21 protein-coding genes and 1 riboswitch are annotated in these 20,547 nt (G+C 67.8%); of the genes, 7 read left to right on the top strand and 14 right to left on the bottom strand.

Features of this window, described 5'->3' with window-relative positions:
* Positions 1–186 precede the first annotated feature (186 nt).
* Positions 187–1,170 carry an aldo/keto reductase gene (locus Pmi06nite_RS20230; RefSeq protein ID WP_308442516.1) on the bottom strand — a complete coding sequence of 328 codons (984 nt, stop codon included), beginning with the start codon at positions 1,168–1,170 and terminating at the stop codon, positions 187–189.
* On the bottom strand, positions 1,167–1,760 hold the full coding sequence (locus tag Pmi06nite_RS20225) for an NADPH-dependent FMN reductase (protein ID WP_203954620.1): 594 nt from the start codon (positions 1,758–1,760) through the stop codon (positions 1,167–1,169). The genes Pmi06nite_RS20230 and Pmi06nite_RS20225 overlap by 4 nt, the downstream gene beginning before the upstream one ends.
* A 113-nt stretch (positions 1,761–1,873) precedes the next feature.
* On the opposite strand from Pmi06nite_RS20225, the gene Pmi06nite_RS20220 reads away from it, so the two are divergent.
* A complete protein-coding gene (locus Pmi06nite_RS20220) occupies positions 1,874–2,710 on the top strand; it encodes a helix-turn-helix transcriptional regulator (protein ID WP_203954619.1) in 837 nt (278 codons plus the stop codon).
* A 380-nt stretch (positions 2,711–3,090) separates the two neighbouring features.
* Positions 3,091–3,552, top strand: coding sequence for a plasmid transfer protein KilB (gene kilB / locus Pmi06nite_RS20215; RefSeq protein WP_203954618.1), 462 nt, complete (start codon positions 3,091–3,093; stop codon positions 3,550–3,552).
* A 165-nt stretch (positions 3,553–3,717) separates the two neighbouring features.
* Here the strand turns inward: kilB and Pmi06nite_RS20210 are convergent, their stop codons facing one another.
* Positions 3,718–4,107: a C40 family peptidase gene (locus Pmi06nite_RS20210; protein WP_239114051.1), complete on the bottom strand. Its 390-nt coding sequence runs from the start codon at positions 4,105–4,107 to the stop codon at positions 3,718–3,720.
* A 251-nt stretch (positions 4,108–4,358) separates the two neighbouring features.
* Positions 4,359–4,517, bottom strand: a riboswitch (cyclic di-AMP (ydaO/yuaA leader).
* A gap of 400 nt (positions 4,518–4,917) precedes the next feature.
* Positions 4,918–5,814, bottom strand: a complete 897-nt coding sequence (gene lgt / locus Pmi06nite_RS20205) for a prolipoprotein diacylglyceryl transferase (RefSeq protein ID WP_203954617.1) — start codon at positions 5,812–5,814, stop codon at positions 4,918–4,920.
* Positions 5,815–6,210: 396 nt separating this feature from the next.
* On the opposite strand from lgt, the gene Pmi06nite_RS20200 reads away from it, so the two are divergent.
* Positions 6,211–6,522, top strand: a complete 312-nt coding sequence (locus tag Pmi06nite_RS20200; protein WP_203954616.1) for a type II toxin-antitoxin system Phd/YefM family antitoxin — start codon at positions 6,211–6,213, stop codon at positions 6,520–6,522.
* 2 nt (positions 6,523–6,524) lie between these two features.
* The gene (locus tag Pmi06nite_RS20195) at positions 6,525–7,043 is read left to right on the top strand and encodes a type II toxin-antitoxin system RelE family toxin (protein WP_203954615.1); all 519 of its coding nucleotides are present in this window, start codon (positions 6,525–6,527) and stop codon (positions 7,041–7,043) included.
* A 72-nt stretch (positions 7,044–7,115) separates the two neighbouring features.
* Here the strand turns inward: Pmi06nite_RS20195 and Pmi06nite_RS20190 are convergent, their stop codons facing one another.
* From Pmi06nite_RS20190 to Pmi06nite_RS20165, 6 genes are all read right to left on the bottom strand, one after another.
* Positions 7,116–7,568 (bottom strand): HEPN domain-containing protein, encoded by a 453-nt coding sequence (locus Pmi06nite_RS20190; protein ID WP_203954614.1) that lies wholly within the window; start codon positions 7,566–7,568, stop codon positions 7,116–7,118.
* A complete protein-coding gene (locus Pmi06nite_RS43225) occupies positions 7,568–8,173 on the bottom strand; it encodes a helix-turn-helix domain-containing protein (RefSeq protein ID WP_505881814.1) in 606 nt (201 codons plus the stop codon). Before Pmi06nite_RS43225 ends, Pmi06nite_RS20190 begins: the two co-directional genes overlap by 1 nt.
* Positions 8,174–9,122: 949 nt before the next feature.
* Positions 9,123–10,271 (bottom strand): alpha/beta hydrolase family protein, encoded by a 1,149-nt coding sequence (locus Pmi06nite_RS20180; protein WP_203954612.1) that lies wholly within the window; start codon positions 10,269–10,271, stop codon positions 9,123–9,125.
* A 12-nt stretch (positions 10,272–10,283) separates the two neighbouring features.
* Positions 10,284–11,705: a S41 family peptidase gene (locus tag Pmi06nite_RS20175; RefSeq protein WP_203954611.1), complete on the bottom strand. Its 1,422-nt coding sequence runs from the start codon at positions 11,703–11,705 to the stop codon at positions 10,284–10,286.
* A complete protein-coding gene (locus tag Pmi06nite_RS20170) occupies positions 11,702–12,757 on the bottom strand; it encodes an ABC-2 membrane transporter-related protein (RefSeq protein ID WP_203954610.1) in 1,056 nt (351 codons plus the stop codon). Before Pmi06nite_RS20170 ends, Pmi06nite_RS20175 begins: the two co-directional genes overlap by 4 nt.
* Positions 12,754–13,641 carry an ABC transporter ATP-binding protein gene (locus Pmi06nite_RS20165; protein WP_203954609.1) on the bottom strand — a complete coding sequence of 296 codons (888 nt, stop codon included), beginning with the start codon at positions 13,639–13,641 and terminating at the stop codon, positions 12,754–12,756. Before Pmi06nite_RS20165 ends, Pmi06nite_RS20170 begins: the two co-directional genes overlap by 4 nt.
* A gap of 269 nt (positions 13,642–13,910) precedes the next feature.
* Between Pmi06nite_RS20165 and Pmi06nite_RS20160 the strand changes: the two genes are divergently transcribed.
* Together Pmi06nite_RS20160 and Pmi06nite_RS20155 are read left to right on the top strand one after the other, a co-directional pair.
* On the top strand, positions 13,911–15,386 hold the full coding sequence (locus Pmi06nite_RS20160) for a sensor histidine kinase (protein WP_239114050.1): 1,476 nt from the start codon (positions 13,911–13,913) through the stop codon (positions 15,384–15,386).
* The gene (locus tag Pmi06nite_RS20155) at positions 15,383–16,054 is read left to right on the top strand and encodes a response regulator (protein ID WP_203954608.1); all 672 of its coding nucleotides are present in this window, start codon (positions 15,383–15,385) and stop codon (positions 16,052–16,054) included. Before Pmi06nite_RS20160 ends, Pmi06nite_RS20155 begins: the two co-directional genes overlap by 4 nt.
* Positions 16,055–16,112: 58 nt before the next feature.
* Here the strand turns inward: Pmi06nite_RS20155 and Pmi06nite_RS20150 are convergent, their stop codons facing one another.
* Both Pmi06nite_RS20150 and Pmi06nite_RS20145 read right to left on the bottom strand, forming a co-directional pair.
* Entirely contained in the window at positions 16,113–16,832 is a 720-nt protein-coding gene (locus Pmi06nite_RS20150) for a hypothetical protein (protein ID WP_203954607.1), read from the bottom strand.
* A 221-nt stretch (positions 16,833–17,053) separates the two neighbouring features.
* Complete coding sequence (locus Pmi06nite_RS20145) at positions 17,054–17,617, bottom strand: TetR/AcrR family transcriptional regulator (protein ID WP_203954606.1); 564 nt, start codon at positions 17,615–17,617, stop codon at positions 17,054–17,056.
* A gap of 103 nt (positions 17,618–17,720) precedes the next feature.
* Between Pmi06nite_RS20145 and Pmi06nite_RS20140 the strand changes: the two genes are divergently transcribed.
* On the top strand, positions 17,721–18,650 hold the full coding sequence (locus Pmi06nite_RS20140; RefSeq protein ID WP_203954605.1) for an NADP-dependent oxidoreductase: 930 nt from the start codon (positions 17,721–17,723) through the stop codon (positions 18,648–18,650).
* Between the two features lie 38 nt (positions 18,651–18,688).
* Here the strand turns inward: Pmi06nite_RS20140 and Pmi06nite_RS20135 are convergent, their stop codons facing one another.
* Positions 18,689–19,531: a class I SAM-dependent methyltransferase gene (locus Pmi06nite_RS20135; RefSeq protein WP_203954604.1), complete on the bottom strand. Its 843-nt coding sequence runs from the start codon at positions 19,529–19,531 to the stop codon at positions 18,689–18,691.
* 64 nt (positions 19,532–19,595) lie between these two features.
* Positions 19,596–20,450 carry a TIGR03619 family F420-dependent LLM class oxidoreductase gene (locus Pmi06nite_RS20130; RefSeq protein WP_203954603.1) on the bottom strand — a complete coding sequence of 285 codons (855 nt, stop codon included), beginning with the start codon at positions 20,448–20,450 and terminating at the stop codon, positions 19,596–19,598.
* Between the last annotated feature and the right edge of the window lie 97 nt (positions 20,451–20,547).

Raw genomic sequence — 20,547 nt, 5'->3', positions numbered from 1 at the left:
GGTCGGCCTGACCACCGGCGAGGCGTAGACCATGGGTTTCACCAACATCCTGGCCCAAGATCCTCCGGCGAACCCGGCTCTGATCTTGGGCCAGCCCCATATCCGGTGAGTAGGCGACGCGGCCTGGCGTTCATCGCGCATGTGAAAGTGCGCGCCGGTACATCACCGTCCAGTGGCGACCGTCCTTCAGAACCCGGTTGGTGGGCGGGGTGTATATCGGCTTTCCAAGGCATCGATCTCAGTCTCGTCGAGTCGCACAGCCAGGGCGGCCACGGCGTCGTCAAGGTGGGCCGGCTTGGTCGCTCCGATGATGGGTGCGGCGACGGTGGGATTGCCAAGGGCCCATGCGAGAGCAACTTGAGCCATGGAGATCTCACGCGTCGTCGCGACCCGGTGAACGGCATCGACGATTGGACGATCGACGTCACCGAAGAAGCGTTGTCCGATGGGATCTTTCGCCGAGCGGCCGGTCACCTGCCCGTAGGGCCGGGCCAAGCGACCCTTGGCAAGTGGGCACCACGGCAGGCTGGAGACGCCTTGGTCGGCGAGCAGTGGAAACGTCTCCCGCTCGTCCTCGCGTTGCACCAGGCTGTATTGGTTCTGCATCGACACGAACCTCGTGTGACCGTGATGCGTCGCGGTGTGCTGCATCTTGGAGAACTGCCATGCCCACATGGACGAGGCGCCGATGTACCGAACCTTCCCAGCCGCCACCACCTCGTGGAGGGCTTCCATCGTCTCCTCGACCGGGGTACCCGGATCGAACCGGTGGATCTGGTAGAGATCGATGTAGTCGGTGCCAAGGCGCGCAAGAGATGCGTCGACCTGACGGAGGATCGCCGTACGTGACAGTCCCGAGCCACCAGGGCCGTCGTGCATCGGGAGCCCCACCTTGGTGGCGATGACGACATCCTCCCGCCGGGTGTACTTCTTGACGGCGCGGCCGACGATCTCCTCCGACGTGCCGCCGCCATAGACGTTCGCGGTGTCCCACAGGGTGATGCCCAGCTCGACGGCTCGCCGGAAAATCGGTGCCGCAGTTTGCTCGTCCAAGGCCCAGGGGTTGACGCCTTGCGCAGAGTTCGCGAACCCCATGCAACCGAGCGCGATCCGGCTGACCAGCAGATCGGTGCGCCCGAGCGGGACGTACTCCATCGTTGCCGCGCTCATGCCGGGTACGCAGCGGTCTCGCGTGCCAACCGAAGTGCGCCTGCCCACCAGGCCAGCTGGTCGAGCAACGTCTTGGCGTACCCGGAGGCCTCAGGGTCGAGCGGTCGACCGTCCTGCCAAGCGGTGAAGTAGTTCGGGAAGGCCAGGCCGTCGCGGATCGTCACCGCGTGCAACTCGGTCAGCACGTTCTCCAGATGCAGTACGGCATGCCGGCCACCTGCTGCGCCGCCGTAGCTGACGAAGGCGACGGGCTTGGCCGTCCATTGGGTGAAGTGCCAGTCGATGGCCGCCTTGAGCGACGCGGGATAACTGTGGTTGTACTCCGGCGTGACCACGATGAACGCGTCAGCGGCTTCCAGCGCCGAGGTCAGTGCCGCCATTCCTTCCGGCCGGGGGTAGTTGTCGCCGGCGAACTTCGGCGGCGCCGCGGGCAGCGCCAGCGGGATCTCGACCTGTGCCAGATCGACGACGTTCACATCGAACCCACCATGAGCGCGGGCCTGATCGGCGACCCACGAGGCCACCACTGGACCGAACCGTCCCTCCCGGACGCTCCCGACGATGATTGCCAAGTTGTGCTTGTCATCCATGTCCACCACGATCACGCAGTCGTGGTGGCGACAACCAGACCGCGCTCAGGCTGGCCCCCAGAGGGCCACGCTGAGCACCCAGCGGTCGAAGTGCAGCACCATATGCTTCTGCCATGGGTACGCCGATGGGGGATTTCATCCGGGCCAAGCGCGACAGCATCCAGCCGGAGACGTTCGGGCTGCCGGAGCGAGGCCACCGCCGTTCGCCTGGTCTGCGACGCTCGGATCTGGCTGCTCGGGCCGGCGTCAGCGTCGAATACCTGACCCGTATCGAGCAGGGTCGTGACCGCAACCCCTCAGCGGCGGTGGTGAACGCGCTCGCCGATGCGCTCAGCCTCGACCGCTCGGAGCGCAACCACCTGCGCTACCTGGCCAAGATCGCCGGCGGTGAATGTTCCGCCCGTACCTGGCCCGCACCACCGCGCCGCGACGTTCGGCCGTCTGTCCTGGAGACACTCCGCCTCCTTGAACCGGGGATCGCAGTGGTGACGAACCGGCTGGGCGACGTCCTGGCCTACACCAGCGGCTACGAGCTGGTGATGGGTGAAATCGGGTTGCTCGACACCGACACACCGAACCTCACCCGCTACGTCTTCACCGACCCCGCCGCCCGGACGTTCTTCGCCGACTGGGACGACGTCGCGGACGAGCAAGCCTTCGACCTGTGGCTCGCACCGTCCGTAGAAAACTCCGAGTGGCTCACCGCGGAACTCGCACCCATCGCCGGCCCAGACTTCACGCGGCGCATGAACCGTCACCTGGTTCCGCGACGTGAAATTCTCCGACTCAACCACCCCTCTGGGCACGAACTTCGGCTGCTCCGTGAGACGCTCGAACTCTCCTCGGATGCACAACAACTGATCGTTTTCCTCCCTGCAGACGAAAAGACGGCCCAGGGCATCGATCAACTCCGCCGCCGACCCTCCGGCCGACTCCGCGCGATCTCGTAACACACCCCGACCGTCATCCGACGCTCGAGTCGTGGCATCTGGGGCTATGAAGGCCGCTGTCGACCGTCATGCCCCGCAACAGTTCGGCGGCTTGCGATCGGCCGACCGGTTCGGTTCGGGACCGGCCCGCAGAGTCCGGCATACACGCGTAGCGGGATCAACACCTGCTGCCTGAGGCGAACCGCTACCTGTACAAGGTCCCCAACGGGGATTGCGGGATCGGCGGAACGGGCGTCGCCTGCCCGGTCGGCCTGACCACCGGCGAGGCGTAGGGGCTCCTTGCTCCATGGAGGAACCGGCGTTAGAGATGGCGCCGGTTCCTCGCCATCATGGATCGGCGCCTCTTGGCCTCTTGCGGCGGGTGTGATCCACTCCTGTGGGTGAGCGCTGTTCTCGGAAGCTTGATCGCTGTGTTCGGGACGCTATTCGGATCCTTCAGCACGTACCTGTTCCAGCAGCGCACTGTCAGGCGAGCCGAGGCAGGCGCCCGGCAGGAATGGCTACGCCGGGAGCGCGTAGCCGCCTACAGCGAATTCGCTGCCGCGTTGACCGAACTCAAGCGCGCCATCGTCGCCGTATGGCTGAGCCAGTCGGATGCGGCCGCACACATGCAACTTCTCGATGACGCTGATCGCCTGGGTGCTCTCGCCGAGACGGCACGGTTTCGGTTGCGGCTGCTGTCGGGCGGGCCGGAACCGCTCGCCGATACCGCGTTCACACATATAGACGCGCTGCGTCACGCTTCCGATCGGGATGAACTCAAGATCCGTGAGAATGAATTCGAGTCCGCCGTGTCAGAGTTCGTCACCGATGCTTCGGCGCGACTCCTGGGCGCAGGGTAGACACGCTGCCGGGCCTGCGTGGGTGATGGCGAGCAATCACGACTTCCAGCCTCAGCCCGTCAGCCCATGACCGTCCACGCCGGACGTGGTCCTCCCTCGGCGGAGACGTCCCGTCGGCACGGTCAGGACATCTCCGCTGAGAGGGCGGCCCATGGTGCCCCAGGGTCAGGCGTCGGGGCGGACGGCGGAGACGAAGCTGCTGCTCCAGTAACCGCTGAGACTGTCGATCCTGACCACCGCGCCGGTATGGGGGGCGGCGATCACCTTGTCGTGTCCTATGTACATGCCCACGTGGCCGCCGCCGTCGGTGAAGATGAGGTCGCCAGGTTTGAGATGCGCCAGGGCGACCTTCTTCTTGACGGCGCTGAGCATCGACCACGTCGTGCGCGGGAGCGTGACGCCGGCCTTGCGCCAGGCGAACTGGACCAGCCCCGAGCAGTCGAACGCCCTTGGGCCTGTGGCGCCCCACACGTAGGGATCGCCGAGGTGATTTGTCGCCATCTCAATGGCGCGCTTGGCCTTCGCCTGCTGGAGAGCGGACTTGGTGACCTTCATGCTCGCGGAGGCTTCCGCCTTTAACGCCACGAGAATCTCATCGGTGTACGGGGTGGCTCTCGCAACGGGTGGTGTGGCGGGCTCAGGTGGGATGACCCCCGATGCCGGGGGCGTGACTGTCACTGTCCCCGAATCGGCGGCCGCAGGCACTGCGCTGAAGGCTCCCATTGAGGCAGTGAGTGCGGCGCTGCTGAGCGTGACGCAGGCAATGCGGAAAAGAGTGGTGGGGTTGGCAGACAAGGGGGGCTCCTAGGGTCTTCCGCTTGCGCCTACCGGGTTAGCTGACGGATTCGGGCAGGGAAGACGCCCTACGGCGCTTGGCGCGCCGATTCACCCCAGACCTTCATCGAAGGTCGACTGGTTCCCCGGCTCCGTACCTCCTTGCTGCACGGATTCGGCAGATCACCGGCGCCCAGGGGGGCGGAGAGGACATGGCGGCGGTGACGGTGGATGTTCGTTCCGAACACGGCCGGCCGTCCGTGTCCGTGACGGCGGCGCCACGGGGGGTGCCGCTGTAAGGCAAGGAACGTACCAATTCACACATACCGCCGTAAAGAGGCATGAAACGGTAAAGAGCACCTAAAATGGATCAAAACGCGAGAAACCGCAGATCAGAGGGCCTGCTGGATGGAAATGTGATGCTCGTCACACGTACTCAGAGGGCATCGCCTTGATCGCCCGGCTTGCCCAGCTCGGTCGAGGGCCAGAGCCGTTTTCGGCATAGAGCCGACCCGCCTGCGGCGGCATGTTGGGCGGCCCGTGGGCGAGGCGTTCGAGGGGGAGCGGGGATCACAACAGTGTTCGGGAGGCTTACGGCATGTTGGTCGCGTCGGAATCCTGCCCGCCGTTCTCCTCGTGCGAGGCCTTGTGTTGTGAGGCCGGTGCCACGATCTCTTCGGTGTCCTTGTTGCGCGTCATCCAGAGATAGACCAGCGCGCCGACGAACAGCACGATCGAGGTCCACTGGTTGATCCGCAGCCCCAGGAGCGTCACCGCGTGGTCCACTCCACCCACCGGGTCGATCCGCAGCCCCTCGATCCAGAACCGCCCGAGCGTGTAGCCGGCGACGTAGAGGGCGAACAGGCGGCCGTGGCGCAGTGTGAACCGCCTGCCGGCCAGGATCAGTCCGAAACCGAGCGCCGCGTCCCACAGCGACTCATACAGGAAAGTCGGGTGGTAGAGCACGCCCGGCTCGCCGCCGTGCGCCTGGTCGATCTCCAGCCCCCACGGCAACGTGGTCGGACTGCCGTAAAGCTCCTGGTTGAACCAGTTGCCCCAGCGGGCGATCGCCTGCCCGAACGCGATGCTGGGCGCGATCGTGTCGGCCACGGCGCCCAGAGACAGTCCCCGGCGGCGGCAGGCCAGCCACACGCCCACGCCTCCCAGGGCGACCGCGCCCCAGATGCTGAGCCCGCCTTCCCAGATGAACAGCGCCCGGTAGGGCTCCTTGATCGCGCGAGAGCCGAAGTAGGTCTGCCAGTCGGTGATGACGTGGTAGAGGCGAGCGCCGATCAGACCGAAGATCACTGCGGGGAACGCGATGTCGCTGATCGCGCCCTTCTCGCCGCCGCGGGCGCGCCAGCGGCGCTCGCTCAGCCAGATGCCGAAGGCGATCGCGATGACGAAGCACAATGCGTAGGCCCGGATCGGGATGAATCCGAGATGCCAGACCCCTACGGAAGGGCTCGGAATCGAGGCAAGGGGCATGCCGGTGAGGCTAGTCAACGTGAGGCCACTAGGCCGCCTTCGTGACCTGATCGCAAACCCTCTATGACGTGACGCGGCATAGACGGAACCGGTGCAGCATTCGACGGCGGCCTTGATACGGTCCTCGGCCGTGCTGAGCTTGCTACCAGAAACGCCGTCCCGGAACCGGCGACGGCCATGGCCTCGCACCTGGGGTCCGCGCCGCGAGTAGACGTCAGCGACCTGCCAGCCTCGGTGCGGCGACCAGCGCCCGACAGTCGGCTTCCTGACAACGGCTAACGCCGGCAATATCTGTTCAAGGTGCGTGCGGCATCGGTGGCACCAGCGTCAAGCCTTCAGGCCGCTGCGTGCGAGCAGTCACTTGTTCTTCTGTATATCTATCTATACAGTTCTTGTATGGCTGTTCTCCATGACGCGACCGAGCTCACGGTCACCGAGGCCGCGCAGCGCGGGGTGGCACGCCTGGTGGCTGACGCGGAGCAGGGCGCGGATCTGGTGGTAACCCGCCGGCACCAGCCGATCGCAGCCGTCGTGAGCATGCGACGTCTCAACGAGTTGGAAGAAGCCGCAGCGGATCTGCGGGATCTGGCCTTGGTTCTCGTCAGGGCCGCCACGGACACGGGGCGGCGGACGTCGATGGACGAGGTCCTATCCGCCTTCGGGCATACCCGTGAGTCGCTGGCTGCGCTTCCAGATGACGACGAGTAGCAGTGTCCGACGTCGTATTCACCGACCCGGCCATTGATGATCTCCGTAGGATCGGCCCGGATGCCGTACCCAAGGTCCTCAAGAAGATCCTCCTTCTGTTGGAGAACTCGGAAGCGGGCTACCCGCTGGGCGGTGAGCTGACCGGGTTCCGCAAGCTTGTCGTGGGGCGGAACACGTGGAGGATCGTCTACCGGATCACCGACGACAAGACGGTTGAGATCTGTGAGATTTGGGCGGTCGGAGAGAGGGCTGACGCCGAGGTCTACGCCGAAGCCCAGGCACGAGTCCGCGCGGCCGGAGGTTCACGGCCCGACGTTGTCCGCCTCGGCGAAGTCATCGACCGTTTGGGTGCCTTCACCGATCACATCCGCATCGATGAGATGCCGGTGCGCGAGCCGGTACCCGACTGGCTTGCCGATCGATTGATCTACACGGTCGGCATGGCTCGGGAAGATGTGGCGGCACTCGACCTGGAAGAAGCCGTCGACCTTTGGGCAGAGTTCCGCTCCAAGTTCCGCTAGCCCTCGTCGGAGTTCACGGCCGAAACGCGGCGTCCCGAAGATGTGCCGGGTGCAAGTGCTGCGTATAGAGATTCAGAACAACCCAAGATGATCAATCATCTTGTGAGCCGCCTCGATGATGAGGGCGGCACCGGTCAGTGCCTGCTCTGCTTCTTCGCGTTCGACAGACTCGTCGGGAAATATGGGGTACTCGAGTTCGTTCCTACGCCGTCGCATGACTCCGAACGGCTCGAAAACGGCACCGAACTGGCGGACCACGGCCTGTTGGACGGCGTAGTGGCCGCCGACGGTAGTGGCGCGCAGCCCCTGCTGAGCCAGTAGTCCCACACAGGCGAATCTGGCCGCGTCGTAGGCCAGGGTATAAGCCGAGTTCGGGTCAGACTCAACCAGTTCTTGTGCGCTTGACAGGACGACCTTGGCCTTCTCCAGCCAGCCCGCTCCATCGGTGGCATCGCCTTGGACGCGCTGGAGTTCCTTGGATGAAAGCATGCGCTCGATGTCGGCTTCGCCGCGCGTCCACCGCATCAAAGACCATCCTCCGTCCGCCCTGCGTCGGTTGGGGTGAGGTCGATTGTCGGGCTCGCCTTGATCTGGCGGATCAGAGCATCGGACGCCGATTGCCAGCGTCGCCTGGATGCGAGGACCGGGTTGACGGGGAGTCCGATGCGTACCTGGGCGCGGTCGGCTGCGGCGTAGATTTCGCCGCGCTCTGCGGTGCCGACCACGAGAACGTCGATGTCGTGTGGCGGAGGTCCTGGCTCGCCGCTGCGGCGGGCGGCCCAGGAGCCGAAGATGAGTAGATGTTCGATATCCGGTATGGAGCCGAACTCTTCGGAGATGACGACGCCTGGGCCGTAGAGGTACTCCAGAATCTCCGTCAGAGGTCTCACGACGGGGTGAGTCTGATCAATACTCAGCACGCGCGATCGGCCTACGGCTGTGGCGGTCAGGAGTCCGGCCTCTTCCAGACGGTGAATCTCAGGATGCAGGCTCGACGGACTCACTCCCAGTGATCGAGCAAGGGACGCCAACGTCCAGGTCTGATCTGAGCGAAGACATAGCGCTGCCAGGAGTCTTGCTTGTGTCTCCGTGCGGAAGACGGGTGCGCCCCGAGGCCTGACGCTTCGCATATTCCGAATATATCTTCGCACATATCGAATCGTCAACCTTGTGTATCCAGACGAGCGCAAAGGGTATTGGAGTCTGTAGATCGGCGGGTGTTGAAGGACAACATGCCCGGCCATAGCAGCATCCTTGGCGCCAGCGTCAAGCTAAGTGACCCTTCGGCATAGTGCCGGACGGGGGCGACGGGCTCGTCTGGGGACGCGTACGAGCGGCTCGACCCAAGAACGCGAGTTCCCGCACGTAGACGTGCAACTTGCGTAAGCTGCAAGCTTTGTTTCAGTTTATGAAACAGCCGCCTTCTGTCTTGCTGGCCCTGCTGCGTTCTCCCTTTCAGGGAGAGCTCCTGGCATGGCTCTTTCTGCATCCTGGCGAGGAGTACGCCCAGATTGAGCTGGCGAAGAGGTTCGATGTTTCGGCTTCGACCGTCACCGCGAGGTCGATCGTCTCTCGGCGGCGGGCCTGATCGTCGAACGAAGAGTGGGCAACTTGCGGATGGTCGGCGCTGACACCGATGTGGTCGTGGCTCGGCCACTCACTGAGTTGCTCGCTCTGACGTATGGGCCCTCGGCCGTTCTCGGCGAGCGACTGTCCGACGCTGCCGCTGTCGAGCAGGCCTACATCTACGGCTCCTGGGCTGCGCGCTACTCAGGCGAGCCGGGCCGAGTGCCACGGGACGTGACGTCCTGGTCGTCGGCGACGTTGATGAAGATGATCTCTATGACGTGGCTAGAGCCGCGGAGCGGCAACTCGGCAGGGAGGTCAACATGCGTCGGGTGAGACGTGTGGCCTGGGAGGCATCGGCCGGCGATCCCTTCCTGGCCACGGTCAGGTCCCGGCCACTGGGTGCAGCTCAAGATTGATAGGGGGCATGGTCGGTGAGGTGGGAACAGGGGCGCGCCGTCGTTGAGGGCATGCTTGCCCGTGGTGAGGTCGAAAGGGTCGCGGCTAGCCGTCTCAGGAGTGACCGCAGGTCGCGGGGCAGAACTCGACCTCGGGGTAGCGGGATGACGGCCCCTCCAGCAGGGGCTGCCGCTGCGACTTCAGGTGCTGATCGAGGAAGGCGGCCACGTAGGTGCGGGTGAGTTCGGCGGAGCGCGCCGCGGCCAGAGCGCCGGGCAGGGGCTTGATGGCGAGGGCGCCCGATACCAGCGGGCTGTCGGTGAAGGACTCGTGATCCGCGCCCGTCAGGACGATCCAGCGCTTCCAGCCGGTCAGCAGTTTCCAGTCGCGGTCCCAGGAGTTGTCGAGCCCGCCGGGAACGTGCTGTTCCGTCCCCAGGAACAGGAACGGCTTGGTGAACCCGTTCTTGGGGATGCGGGCGTAGGTGGTGCCGTCCAGGTCGATGGCGGCGCGCACCCGGGGGTCCCGCACCATGGTCGCCAGGGCGGCGGCCCCGCCGAGCGACTGGCCCGCCATGGCGATCCTGGACTGGTCGATCAGGCCGGAACCGTCCCACGCCGACGGCAGCTCGTCGAGCACGAAGGAGACGTCGGCCGCCCGGTTCTGGACCGCCCCCGCGCCGAAGCCCGGGTCGGAGTCGCTGTCGCAGGCGAGGCATTCGGCCACCCGCCCGTCGGAGAGGGTGGTGGCGTAGTTCTCGTAGGTGTGGTCGATCCCGGCCACGACGTACCCCCGGCTGGCCAGGTCCTCGGCAAGGGACGTGAGGGTGCTCATCGGCTTGGTGAAGCCGGGTGAGAGCGCCACCAGTGGAAGCTTTCGTCCCGAGGGGGCGGCGTCTTGGATGGCGTTCGTGCGGGTCTTGCTCAGCGTGTCGTACGGCGCGCTCGCGATCCCGGTGCCTTTCAGGAAGAGCTCCGACTCCTTCGGCGTCATGTACCGCGCCCGCTGTCCGTCCCGCTGCTCGGTCGGGTACCACAGGGTGACCTTGAGCTCCCTGGCTTGGACGTCGGGGTCCCAGGGATCGGGGCGGGAGGTGTCCTTCAGGTACAGGACGGTGGTGCCGACCGGATGGGGGCCGGTGGGGACGGGCAGGACGGCGGGACCGGCCGGTGGGACGGACGCGTCGGATCGGGGCGGTGCGGGGGCGGAGCAGGCGGACACCAGGACGACCAGTCCCGCGGCGACGGCCAGGATCTGTCTCATAGGGAGGTCCGTTCACTTGTGCAGCAGGGTCAGGGCCTTGGCCAATGCGGGGTCGTGTTCTGCGGCCGCGTCTTCGGGGGTGAGGGGCACGTACTGGTCGGGTGGCACGCCGATCCGGTCGATGACCTCGTGATCGGGCCCCAGGTGGTGTCTGTCGGGGAAGCTCAGGAGGGTGTTGTTGCTCAGCAGGTACGACTGCGCGGGGCCGGAGATGATGCCGGCGGTTCTGGTGCCGACCAGCCGGCCGATGCGCAGGTCCTTGACCGCGGAGCTGAAGTGCTCGCACGCCGAGGCGCAGCCGTGGTCGACGAGCACGACCAGCGGCAGGTTGAGCAGCTCGACGGTGTCGTCGGTCGACGACTTCGCACACCTGCCGTCCACGGTGCATTGGTAGGCGGTGACCTTGCCGTGGACGAACGCGCTCACCAGCCGGGCCACCTCGACGGGGCTGCCGCCGCCGTTGCCGCGCAGGTCCAGCATGACGCCGGCCAGCGTCCGGCCGGTACGCATCCTGGAGATCGCCCGTAGGACCCGGTTCGCGGAGTCGGGAGCGAATCCGGTCATCCGTACGTAGGCGATGTCGTCGTCCAGCAGCTTCGACTGCACGACCCGCAGGGTGGCCGGATCGCGCGGGTAGAGGCCGGGCTTGAGCGTCACGTTCCAGCGGCGGCCGGTGGTCTGCCGCAGCAGCCGCAACCGGACCGGGCGCGCGTCAGGGTAGTCGGGATAGAGGGCGGCGATCGCAGGGGTGGCGTCGCCGCGGATGAAGGGCGCCTGCCCGTTGATCGCTTCGATGACGTCGCCGGGCCGTAGCCCGGCGGCCTGCGCCGCGCCGCCCCCCACGGTGGTGACGAACAGCGGCGCGAGGGCGACGCGGGGACTGCTGCCGTCCACCTGCCAGCCGCTGACGTTCGCCTGGAGACCCAGGCCGTAGCCGTCACCGTCGTAGTAGTCGGGCGGAGGCTTGACGTCGTGCGTCCAGCGGGCGTGGTTGTCGCCGAGGGCGGCCACCATGGCCTCGAGGGTGACGGCGGCCAGCGTGTCGCGCAGATCTGGGGCCTGATCGGCGATCCTCCGGTAGGCGGCCTCGAAGGCGGCCCAATCGGCTTTCCGGTCGCCCGTCAGCGCCGGCATGGTCGCCTCGGGCACGTCGCGCCCGTCGCGGTTGAGCTCCTGCGTCAGGGCGAGGAATCCGGCGGCCAGCAGCGCGCGGGCGTCCAGCGTGGCGCCGCTGTAGTAGTTGCCGAGAATGCAGAAGTACGCCTGCTCGATGACGTCGATCGTGGTGGCCGTCTCCGCCTCGGGGACTCCCGAGGGTGGCGCGCAGACCGTACCGGCTGTTGTGCCTGCCTGGCCGCGCGGCGGCGTCGGCGCCGCGCAGGCCGCCGCCAGGAGGAGCGCGAGTACGGCGGCCGCGGTTCTGTTGATGGTCATGACAGGCGTCTCCGGACCCACCAGAAGGACAACCACGTGAGCCCGAGGGTGAGCAGGGCGTAGATCCCGGTCTCGATCCACTGGAAGGGCCAGAAGCGGTCGAGGGGCTGGTAGGTCGCCTGCTGCCGGTAGCCGAGCCGGTTGATCTCGGCCCAGCACGCGTCCAGGCCGTGTGGTCCCGCCTCCTGCGGCGCGCAGGGTCCCGACGTCACGGAGACGGGGACGGGCGCTTCTTCGCCGGTGCCGGCGATCGTACGTCCGGACGGATCGAGGAGGTCGCCGGACAGGACCCAGGCGCCCGCGTTGCCGGGAACGGCCGCCCGCAAGGATAGGTACACAGGTCCGCCCCCCTGACCCTCTACGTGGATGCCGCCCCCGTTCACGTAGCCGATCTCGAAGGTCGACGTGACCGGGGGCATCAGGTGGGGCCGGACCAGCATCGGCATCGCGATCTGGATCGCGGCGAACGCGGCCAGGGTGAGGGCCATGGCGGGCAGCGTGCGGCGCACCAGCATGCCCACGGCGACGCCCAGGGCGAAGGCGAAGGCCGCATATCCCATCGGGACGATGCCACGCGCGCCGAACACCAGGGGAGCCATCTGGGCCAAGTCTGGAAAGGCCGACTTGTCCAGGGGGTCGGACCACCAGGTCACCGCGAGGCCGCACACGCAGGCGGCGGCGACGGCCGCCAGGCCGGTGAGCCCGAGCTTGACCGCCAGCCAGCGGCCGCGGGTGACGCTCTGGTTCCACACCAGCAGGTGCGTGCCCGCCTCCAGCTCACGGGTGATCAACGGGGCTCCCCAGAAGAGCCCGACCAGAGCGGGCAGGGCCAGCACGACAAGGCTGACGGCCAGGAAGGGGAGCTGATTTCCGTCGAAGAAGCGGTCGAAGAACTGGTCGCAGGTGTTGTCCGGGGTGCAGTCGGCGATCCCGGCGGCGTATTGGGAGGCCAGGTCCGGGCCGGTGAGGGCGAGGACGACGGTGAGGATGACGAGTACGGCGGCCGTCATCACGGCCGAGCCGCGGAACTGCCGCCAGGTGAGCCAGATCATCGCTGTACCTCCACGGCGGCCCGCCGGTTCTCCGCGGGCTTTTCCATGTAGGCGAGGACGAGGTCTTCCAGACTGAGCCGGCTGACCGTCCAGGCGGGATCGTGGATCGGGGCCTCGGTACGGACCACGAACGTGCTCTGCCGATCGGTGTGCGACGCGGAGACCACATGCTGGTCGGCGGGGAGCCGATCGGGATCGCGGCGCGGACCGGTGAGGCGGTGATGGGTGGCCAGCAGTCTGTCGACCTTCCCGGCCATCCGGACGCGGGAGTCGACGAGGACGATCAGGTAGTCGCTGACCTTTTCCAGGTCGGAGACCAGGTGGGAGGAGAGCACCACGCTGAGCTCGTGCGTGATGACGGCCTCCGTCAGCCCCTGCAGGAAATCCCGGCGGGCCAGAGGGTCGAGTGAGGCCACCGGCTCGTCCGCGATCAGCAGTTCGGGCCGCTTGGCCAGGCCCAGGGTGAGGGCGAGCTGGGCGCGCTGGCCGCCCGACAGCTTGCCCGCGCGGTGCGCGGGGTCGAGGCCGAGCTGCGTGATGCGCTCCCGTGCGAGCGCGGCGTCCCAGCGGGGGTTGAGCCGGGTGCCCAATCGCAGGTGTTCGGCGACGGTCAGTGCCGCGTAGAGCGGGGTGTCCTGGGCGACGAACCCGACCCTGGCCAGTTGCGCGGGTGTGCTCCCGGGCCGCTCGCCGAGCACCGTGATGCCGCCCGTCGTCGGTTGGAGCTGACCGCCGGCCAGCTTCAGCAGTGTGGTCTTGCCGGCGCCGTTGGGGCCCACCAGCCCGACGACGTGGCCGGCCGGGATGTCGATGGTGCAGTCGCTCAGCGCCCAGCGTTTGCCGTACCTCTTGCCCAGTGCCTGGGCCTGCAGGACAGAAGTCACGCCGCGTCCTCCTGAGAGGTGGTCCGAAAGGTGGTCTGAACAGCGCCGCGATGCTTTCGTCGAGGTCGAGGGTGCGACTCCCGAGCGGCGTGGTAGCGGGAACGAAACTAGGCGCCGCCCTTGTCTGCGCGCGTCGGCCGCCATACCGAGATCGCGTACCTCCTGAGGACGAAGGGCCGCCAGGTCATCCCTGCGATGTACTCCCGAAGACCGTGAGCCCCGTCACAACGGCCGATGCGGGGCGGACAGGCACGCGTGACAATGTGCCGGTGGAGACCGGCGAACGACCACCGTGGTGGCGGCATGTGCTCGATCTGGGCAGCCGGCTGGACGAGGACTACCTGGACCGGTGGGGCGTCCGGGACACGCAGGGGCCGCGCGGCGACGGACCCCCGAGGCCGTCTCGCAGAGCACTCGCAGTCGACGTGGTGGTCGCGATCGTCCTGACGGCCATCGCAGTGGCCGTATCGGCGAAACATCCGGCGATCGGCCCCATCACGGATCAGTCGGAAGTGAGGGAGTACTTGCAACTCCGGCCTGCCGCTCCGCCCTCACCACCGGTTCCCGATCTCCCACCGGTTCCTGATCTACCGCCGCGTCCTGATTTCCAGACCGGCTACCCACTTCCTCCTGGCGTCCTGTCCAACGGTCCACTCCCACCTACTGGCAACCCGTTCGGCGACGGGCCTGCCAAGCCTCTGCCCTACGATCCGCCCGCGTTCCTTGTGGCGCTGACGGCGTTACCGCTGGCGGCGCGGCGCCGGTACCCGCTCATCACCTTCTGGGTGGTGCTGGCCGCGGCGCTGGCCACCCACGCGGCTGCCACCTGGATCACCGTGCTGACCTGCGCCGTCGCCGCGTACGGTGCCGTCGCCTACAGCCGCAACCGGTTCCTGGCCGTGGGGGGCCTCGTGCTCGCGGCCGCGCTCGCCGGCGGCGCCTTCCGGGATGTGGCGCCTGGGCTGCCGAACTGGATGGGGCCGTTCGTCGTCCTGCTGAGCGTCGGCGTCTTCGGGAGCTTCGTCCGTTTCTGGCGGCGGCAACTGGGAGCCAGCCGGCATCGGCTCGCCGAGTTGCAGCAGGCGCAGGCGGACGCCATGCGCAGGGCTGTCGCGGAGGAGCGCTCCCGGATCGCGGCGGAGCTCCACGATGTGGTGACCCACAATGTCAGCGTGATGGTGATCCAGGCCGGCGCGGCCCGGAAGGTCATGGACGTGGAGCCGGAGCAGTCGAAGCAGGCTCTGCTCGCGATCGAGTCCGGCGGCCGGGCCGCCATGGCCGAACTGCGCCATGTCATGGGCCTGCTCGCCGGCCCGGGCGGTGAGCGTCTCGACGGGCCATCCGACGGGCTCGAACCCCAACCCGGGCTCGACCAGCTCGACGCCCTGGTGGAACGGGTCCGCGCCGCCGGTGTGCCGGTGACCGTCGAGGTGTCGCCGCCAGAGCCGCTGCCTCCGGGCGTCGACCTCGCCGCGTATCGCGTCGTGCAGGAGGCCCTCACCAACACGATCAAGCACGCAGCCGGGGCCGCCGCGTTCGTGACGATCGGTCATGACGGCCACTGGCTGGAGATCGAGGTGACTGACACCGGTGGCGCACGGAGCGCCGGGACGCGGACCGGCGACGGCAGGGGACTGATCGGATTGCGTGAGCGGCTCGCCGTCTACGGCGGGACTCTGGACGCCGGACGGACGGCTGAGGGCGGATTCCGGATCAAGGCCCGTGTCCCGTGGAGGACGACATGACCGAGCGGTTGCGCGCCGTCATCGCCGACGACCAGGCATTGGTACGCACGGGATTCCGCATGATCCTCGCCGCCGACGGCATCGAAGTGGCGGCCGAGGCCGCCAACGGGGACGAAGCCGTCGCCGCGGTACGCCGCACCAGGCCCGACGTCGTGCTCATGGACATCCGGATGCCGCAGATGGACGGCCTTGAAGCCACCCGGCGGATCCTCGCGGGCGGTGCCGAGGACACCCGCGTGCTGATCCTGACCACCTACGACCTCGACCACTACGTGTACGCCGCGCTCGCAGCGGGGGCAAGCGGGTTCCTGCTCAAGGACGTCACACCCGAACACCTGGTGGCCGCGGTACGCATGGTGCGCTCCGGCGACGCCCTGCTCGCGCCCACCATCACCCGCCGCCTAGTCGAACGTTTCGCCCGCCGCGACAACGTGAAGCCCGCCCTCCACCGCGATCTGTCCCAGCTGACGCCACGGGAACTGGACGTGCTGCGCCTGCTCGCCACCGGCCTGAGCAACGCCGAGCTCGCCGACCAGCTGACCCTCAGCGTGGCCACGGTGAAGACCCACGTCGCGCGCATCCTGTCCAAGCTCGGCCTGCGTGACCGTGTCCAAGCCGTGGTGGTCGCCTACGAGACCGGCCTGATCTCCCCCGGCGGCACCGGTTGACCTGAATCCACTGGACGACACATGGCGAGTGGTCGCCCTCCATCCACACCTTCCCGACTCATCTCCCAGGAGGGCCGTGGTCGAAGGAGGCGACCACGGCGGCGGCCTCCTCGACGCCGCGCACGGCGGCGGTGTCGCCCACGGCGGCGTAGACCGAGCGCTGCCAGTCCAGGGCGGCGGTCACGTTGTCGCGGACCTTCCGGTCGATCATCGCGTACGGCAGGAGTTGCCCGACGACGCCGGTGAGCCAGTTGGCGGCGTCGACGGCGGCGGTCCATTCGCCCTGCTCGCCGCGCCGCTGCCCGAAGTTGAGCAGCACCGACAGCCACTGGACGCCGAAGTGCGCGAACTGGTGGCGCATGTTGATGTCACCGCGGTGCGACGCCCAGGCGAACAGGGCGTGCGCCTCGAGGCCGCAGAGCCGTTCGTGGGACGGGTCCGTGCCCATGGCGGTCTGGAACTGCAGCTCGCCGAGGACCGCTCCGTATCCGGCGCCGACGCTGTGGTTCACCCGTTGCGCCGGGACCAGCAGCCGCACCTCGGTCGGCGGGGCGGTCAGCACGCCGGCGTAGCGCTGCTGGTCGTTGTCGGTGAGCACGGTGGCGAGGGACGGCTGGGACGCCAGGACGTCGGCGACCGCCTCGTCGGTGACGGTGAACCCGTCGTGGCCGGTGACCGTGGCGAACCACGTCGCCGCTTCCGCCGGCCCGGTGCGGCCCGCCGCGGTGTGCAGCAGCGCGGCGAGCGGGGCGGCGATGTGCAGGGTCAATCTGACCACCGGTGATGAGGGCTGCGTGACCGTGCCAGGCGTGAACTGGCGTGGTTCGTCGGTGTCGTTCGCCGGCGACGGCGCCGTACACGCTTCCACCGCGCGGCTCGTGCCCAGCAAGGGCTGAGTCAATCTTGAGAGCGGGGTGTGTTCACCGGCATGGTGCGCATGCCCCGCCTTTTGGGCGCCGCCCTGCTCTCGACCAGACGCAGCCCTTCCGACATACAGGGCTATTCCTCGTTCAGCACAGCGGTGAGCAGCAGATCTGTCAGTGTCCGGATGGCTGAGGACGCCCTTTCGGCAGGCAGAGCCCGGAAGGAGGCGATCGCCATCAGGGCGATTCGCGCGTCGTCGACCGACACGTGACCGCGGAGTGCGCCGTCACCTCGAGCACGCTCCACCAACTGCGCGAACGCCTCAGCATGCGTACGGCGCTGTTCTGCGAACGCCGCTCCCGACGCGTGCGAACCGAGCAGTGCTTCGTTGAGGCCTCGATCATGCACCTGCCGTTCGCCGAAGCGGACGATGGTGCCGCGCAGCGCACGCCGGGAATCCGGATCGGCGAGAGCGGCCCGCATCTCCTCGCCGCAACGGGCGACCTGCTCGGCGAGCACGGCGGAGATGAGGTCCTGGCGCGACGGGAAGTGCCGGTAGATCGTGGCGACACCCATGCCCGCGCGCCGGGCGATCTCACGCACCGGCAGGTCCAGTCCGTCCGCGGCGAACGCGGCCCGCGCGACCTCCACGATGCGCCTGCGGTTGTCCTCGGCGTCCGTCCGACGTTTCCGAGTCAATGTGCCCGGCACACTTCTCACTTCCCCACTATCCGGAACAGCTGTTCCTCTTCTGCTCTTACCGTAGTGCGCGGCGTTGTCGTCCAGGTCAGAGAGGTTGATCGTGTTCGCAGTCCAGTTCGACCGGTTCGGTCCTCCCGAGGTGCTCTCCGTGGGCCCGTTTCCCGAGCCGCATGCCGGCCGGGGAGAAGTGCGCGTCAGAGTCAGAGCCGCCGGGGTCTCGCCGGTCGATGTCGCGCTCCGCGCGGGACGGTCCCCGTCCGGGGATCGACTCGCTCTGCCGCACATTCCGGGTGTCGACGCCGCAGGAGTGGTCGATGAACTGGGTGCGGATGTCACCGGCGTCGCAGTCGGCGACGAGGTGTTCGGCGCCGTCGACGTCTCGCGGCTCGGGGGAGCGAGCGCCGAGTTCGCCGTTCTGCAGTTCTGGGCCGCGAAACCGGCGTCGATGTCGTGGGAGGAGGCCGGCGCAGGCGGTACCGGCATCGAGACGGCGACCCGGGTGCTCGACCTGCTCGACGTGCGCGAAGGCACGACGCTGTTGATCGACGGCGCGGCAGGCGGCGTCGGCAGCGTCGCCGTGCAACTGGCGATCACGCGGGGCGCCCGCGTGATCGGGACGGGCAGCCCGGAGAACCAGAGCTTCATCGCTCGACTCGCCGCGATCCCCACCACCTACGGCCCGGGGCTGCCTGAGCGGGTCCGCGCGATTCATGACGGGAGGGTCGACCTCGCGCTCCACGTCGCCGGCGCCGGGTCGCTTCCCGAACTCATCGCCATCACCGGTACGGCGGCGTCGGTCGTCACGATCGCGGACTTCGCCGGCCCGCAACTCGGGGTCCGGCTCTCACTCGGCGATTTCGGCGGCGAGCCCCATGGACGCCACGGGCTCGCCGCAGCGGTCGCGCTCTTCGAAGAAGGCCGCTTCCGCATTCCCGTGCAGGAGGTGTTCCCCATGGAACAGGCCGCCCGAGCTCACGCGTTCGCCGAACGAGGACCACGGCAGGGCAAGATCGTCCTGACCGCTCCCTAGATCCTCACCCACTGGTGCAGCTCAGGATCGGTCGCCGCTCAGGGCAGGTGTGAGCCGGGCGCGACCGCGCGCAGCGAGTACAGGATAGGCAGGTGTGAGTCGCCGAACGGGAGGCGATACAGGCCGTCCTCGCCCTGCGGAAGGATGCTGCGGGGGTCGAGGTCTGTCGCGATGTGTTCGCCCAGGTGCTTGATCGTGAGACCCGCGTCGGCGGCAGCGGTCACGATCTCACCGAGCGAGTGCGGATACTGGATCGTCTCCTGCGCCGGCATCGTAAGTCCGGGCTCGGCGTACGTCCCGGTGGCCATCTCGCGCTGAGACGCCCCACCGCCGTACGGCCAGTCGGCGACCAGCGGATCGACGGCGGCCACCGTCTGAAAGGCCGGATGCATGTCCACCAGGACAAGGCTTCCACCTGGCTTCAACGCCATCGCCGCACCGCGCATCCATGCGTCGACGTCGGCGATCCAGCAGAGGACTCCGTAGGTGGCGACCACCAGGTCGAAGCCGTTCGCCAGGTTCGAGGGCAGTCGCTGGGTGTCGGCCTCGACGAAAGCGGCCGCGAGACCGGCCTGCGCGGCCAGCAGACGGGCTCGCTCGAGCGCCACGGGGGAGAAGTCGACGCCGGTGACCCGTGCTCCCATGCGAGCCCAGTTCAGTGTGTCCATTCCGAAATGGCACTGCAGGTGAAGCAGATCCTTCCCGGCCACGTCGCCCGCCAGCTCGCGTTCGAGCGTATAAAGCGTCTGCCGCCCGTTGAGGAACGACTCGACATCGTAGAACCGGTCAGTGGCCGTCGACCCATGAATGCGGGCACGTACGTCCCAAAGCGCACGATTCAGCGCGAGCCCGTCTTCGTCGCTCGGCTGGGTTTCCGGCATGGGCCAACGATCGCATACAGCCCGCGTTTCCGGGGTGCCGTCGGGCTCGGCCGGTTGAGCGGGGTCACCGGAGGGAGAACCGCTCGGCGAACGCGGAAATCTCGTCGCGTTGCCCGCCCGGTTCGGCGGTGGTGGGACTGACGACGACGCGGGTCACGCCCTGCGCGGCGAAGGCCTCGACCTGCTCGACGGTCATGTTGACAGCCCCCCACCGTGTGTACTCGATCGTCTCCGGGTCGCGGCCGGCCTCGATGGCGGTCGATCGGGCGAGTTCCATCTGGACGGCGCGCTCGTTCTGGTCGAGCGCACCGCCGGGAAAGTAACCGTCACCGCGTCGCCCGACTCGGCGTGCGGCCGCCCGGCTCGATCCGCCGATGTGGATCGGCAGGTGATCCACCCCGTAGGGCTTGGGGAAGCTGGACAGTCTGTCGAAGGCGAAGAATTCCCCGTCGAAGCTGACGCCGTCCTCGCCGCCGGCCCAGAGCAGTCGCATCACGTCGATGGCCTCGTCGGCGCGGCGGCCGCGGGTGCTGAAGTCGACCCCCACCGCGCGGGCCTGACCTGGCAGGGCGCCCAGTCCCACGGTCAGCAGTCGCATCCGCCCCTTCGACAGCACGTCGATGGTGGCCAGGCGCTTGGCGAGGATCACCGGGTGGTGGTACGGCAGCAGCAGCACGCCCGTTCCGAGCAGAATCCGCCGTGTGGCCGCGGCGACGAAGCTCAAGCAGTCGAGCGGATCGGCGTACGGGAGTGACGGCGGGATCTCATGGGCCCCGAACATCGCGCCGGGGTACAGCACGATGTGCTCCGGCAGGTATAGGGACTCGAAGCCGCAATCCTCGGCGTGCCGCGCGAAGGCCGTGATCCTGTCGGGGTCCACGCCGTAGAAGGCCGTGTTGTAGCTGATCGCGAACTTCATCGTCGTTCCTTCGGTGAGCCGATGCGATGCCTGCGCAGTCACGGGCCGTGGCTCCCGAGGCCGGTCGCAATGCCGACCGTGCCACGCGTCGAAACCA

It is taken from the genome of Planotetraspora mira (genome assembly GCF_016863275.1).
Classification (GTDB): Bacteria; Actinomycetota; Actinomycetes; order Streptosporangiales; family Streptosporangiaceae; genus Planotetraspora; species Planotetraspora mira.
Note: the sequence above shows the minus strand (reverse complement) of the source record. Positions and strands in the feature narration are given on the sequence as shown.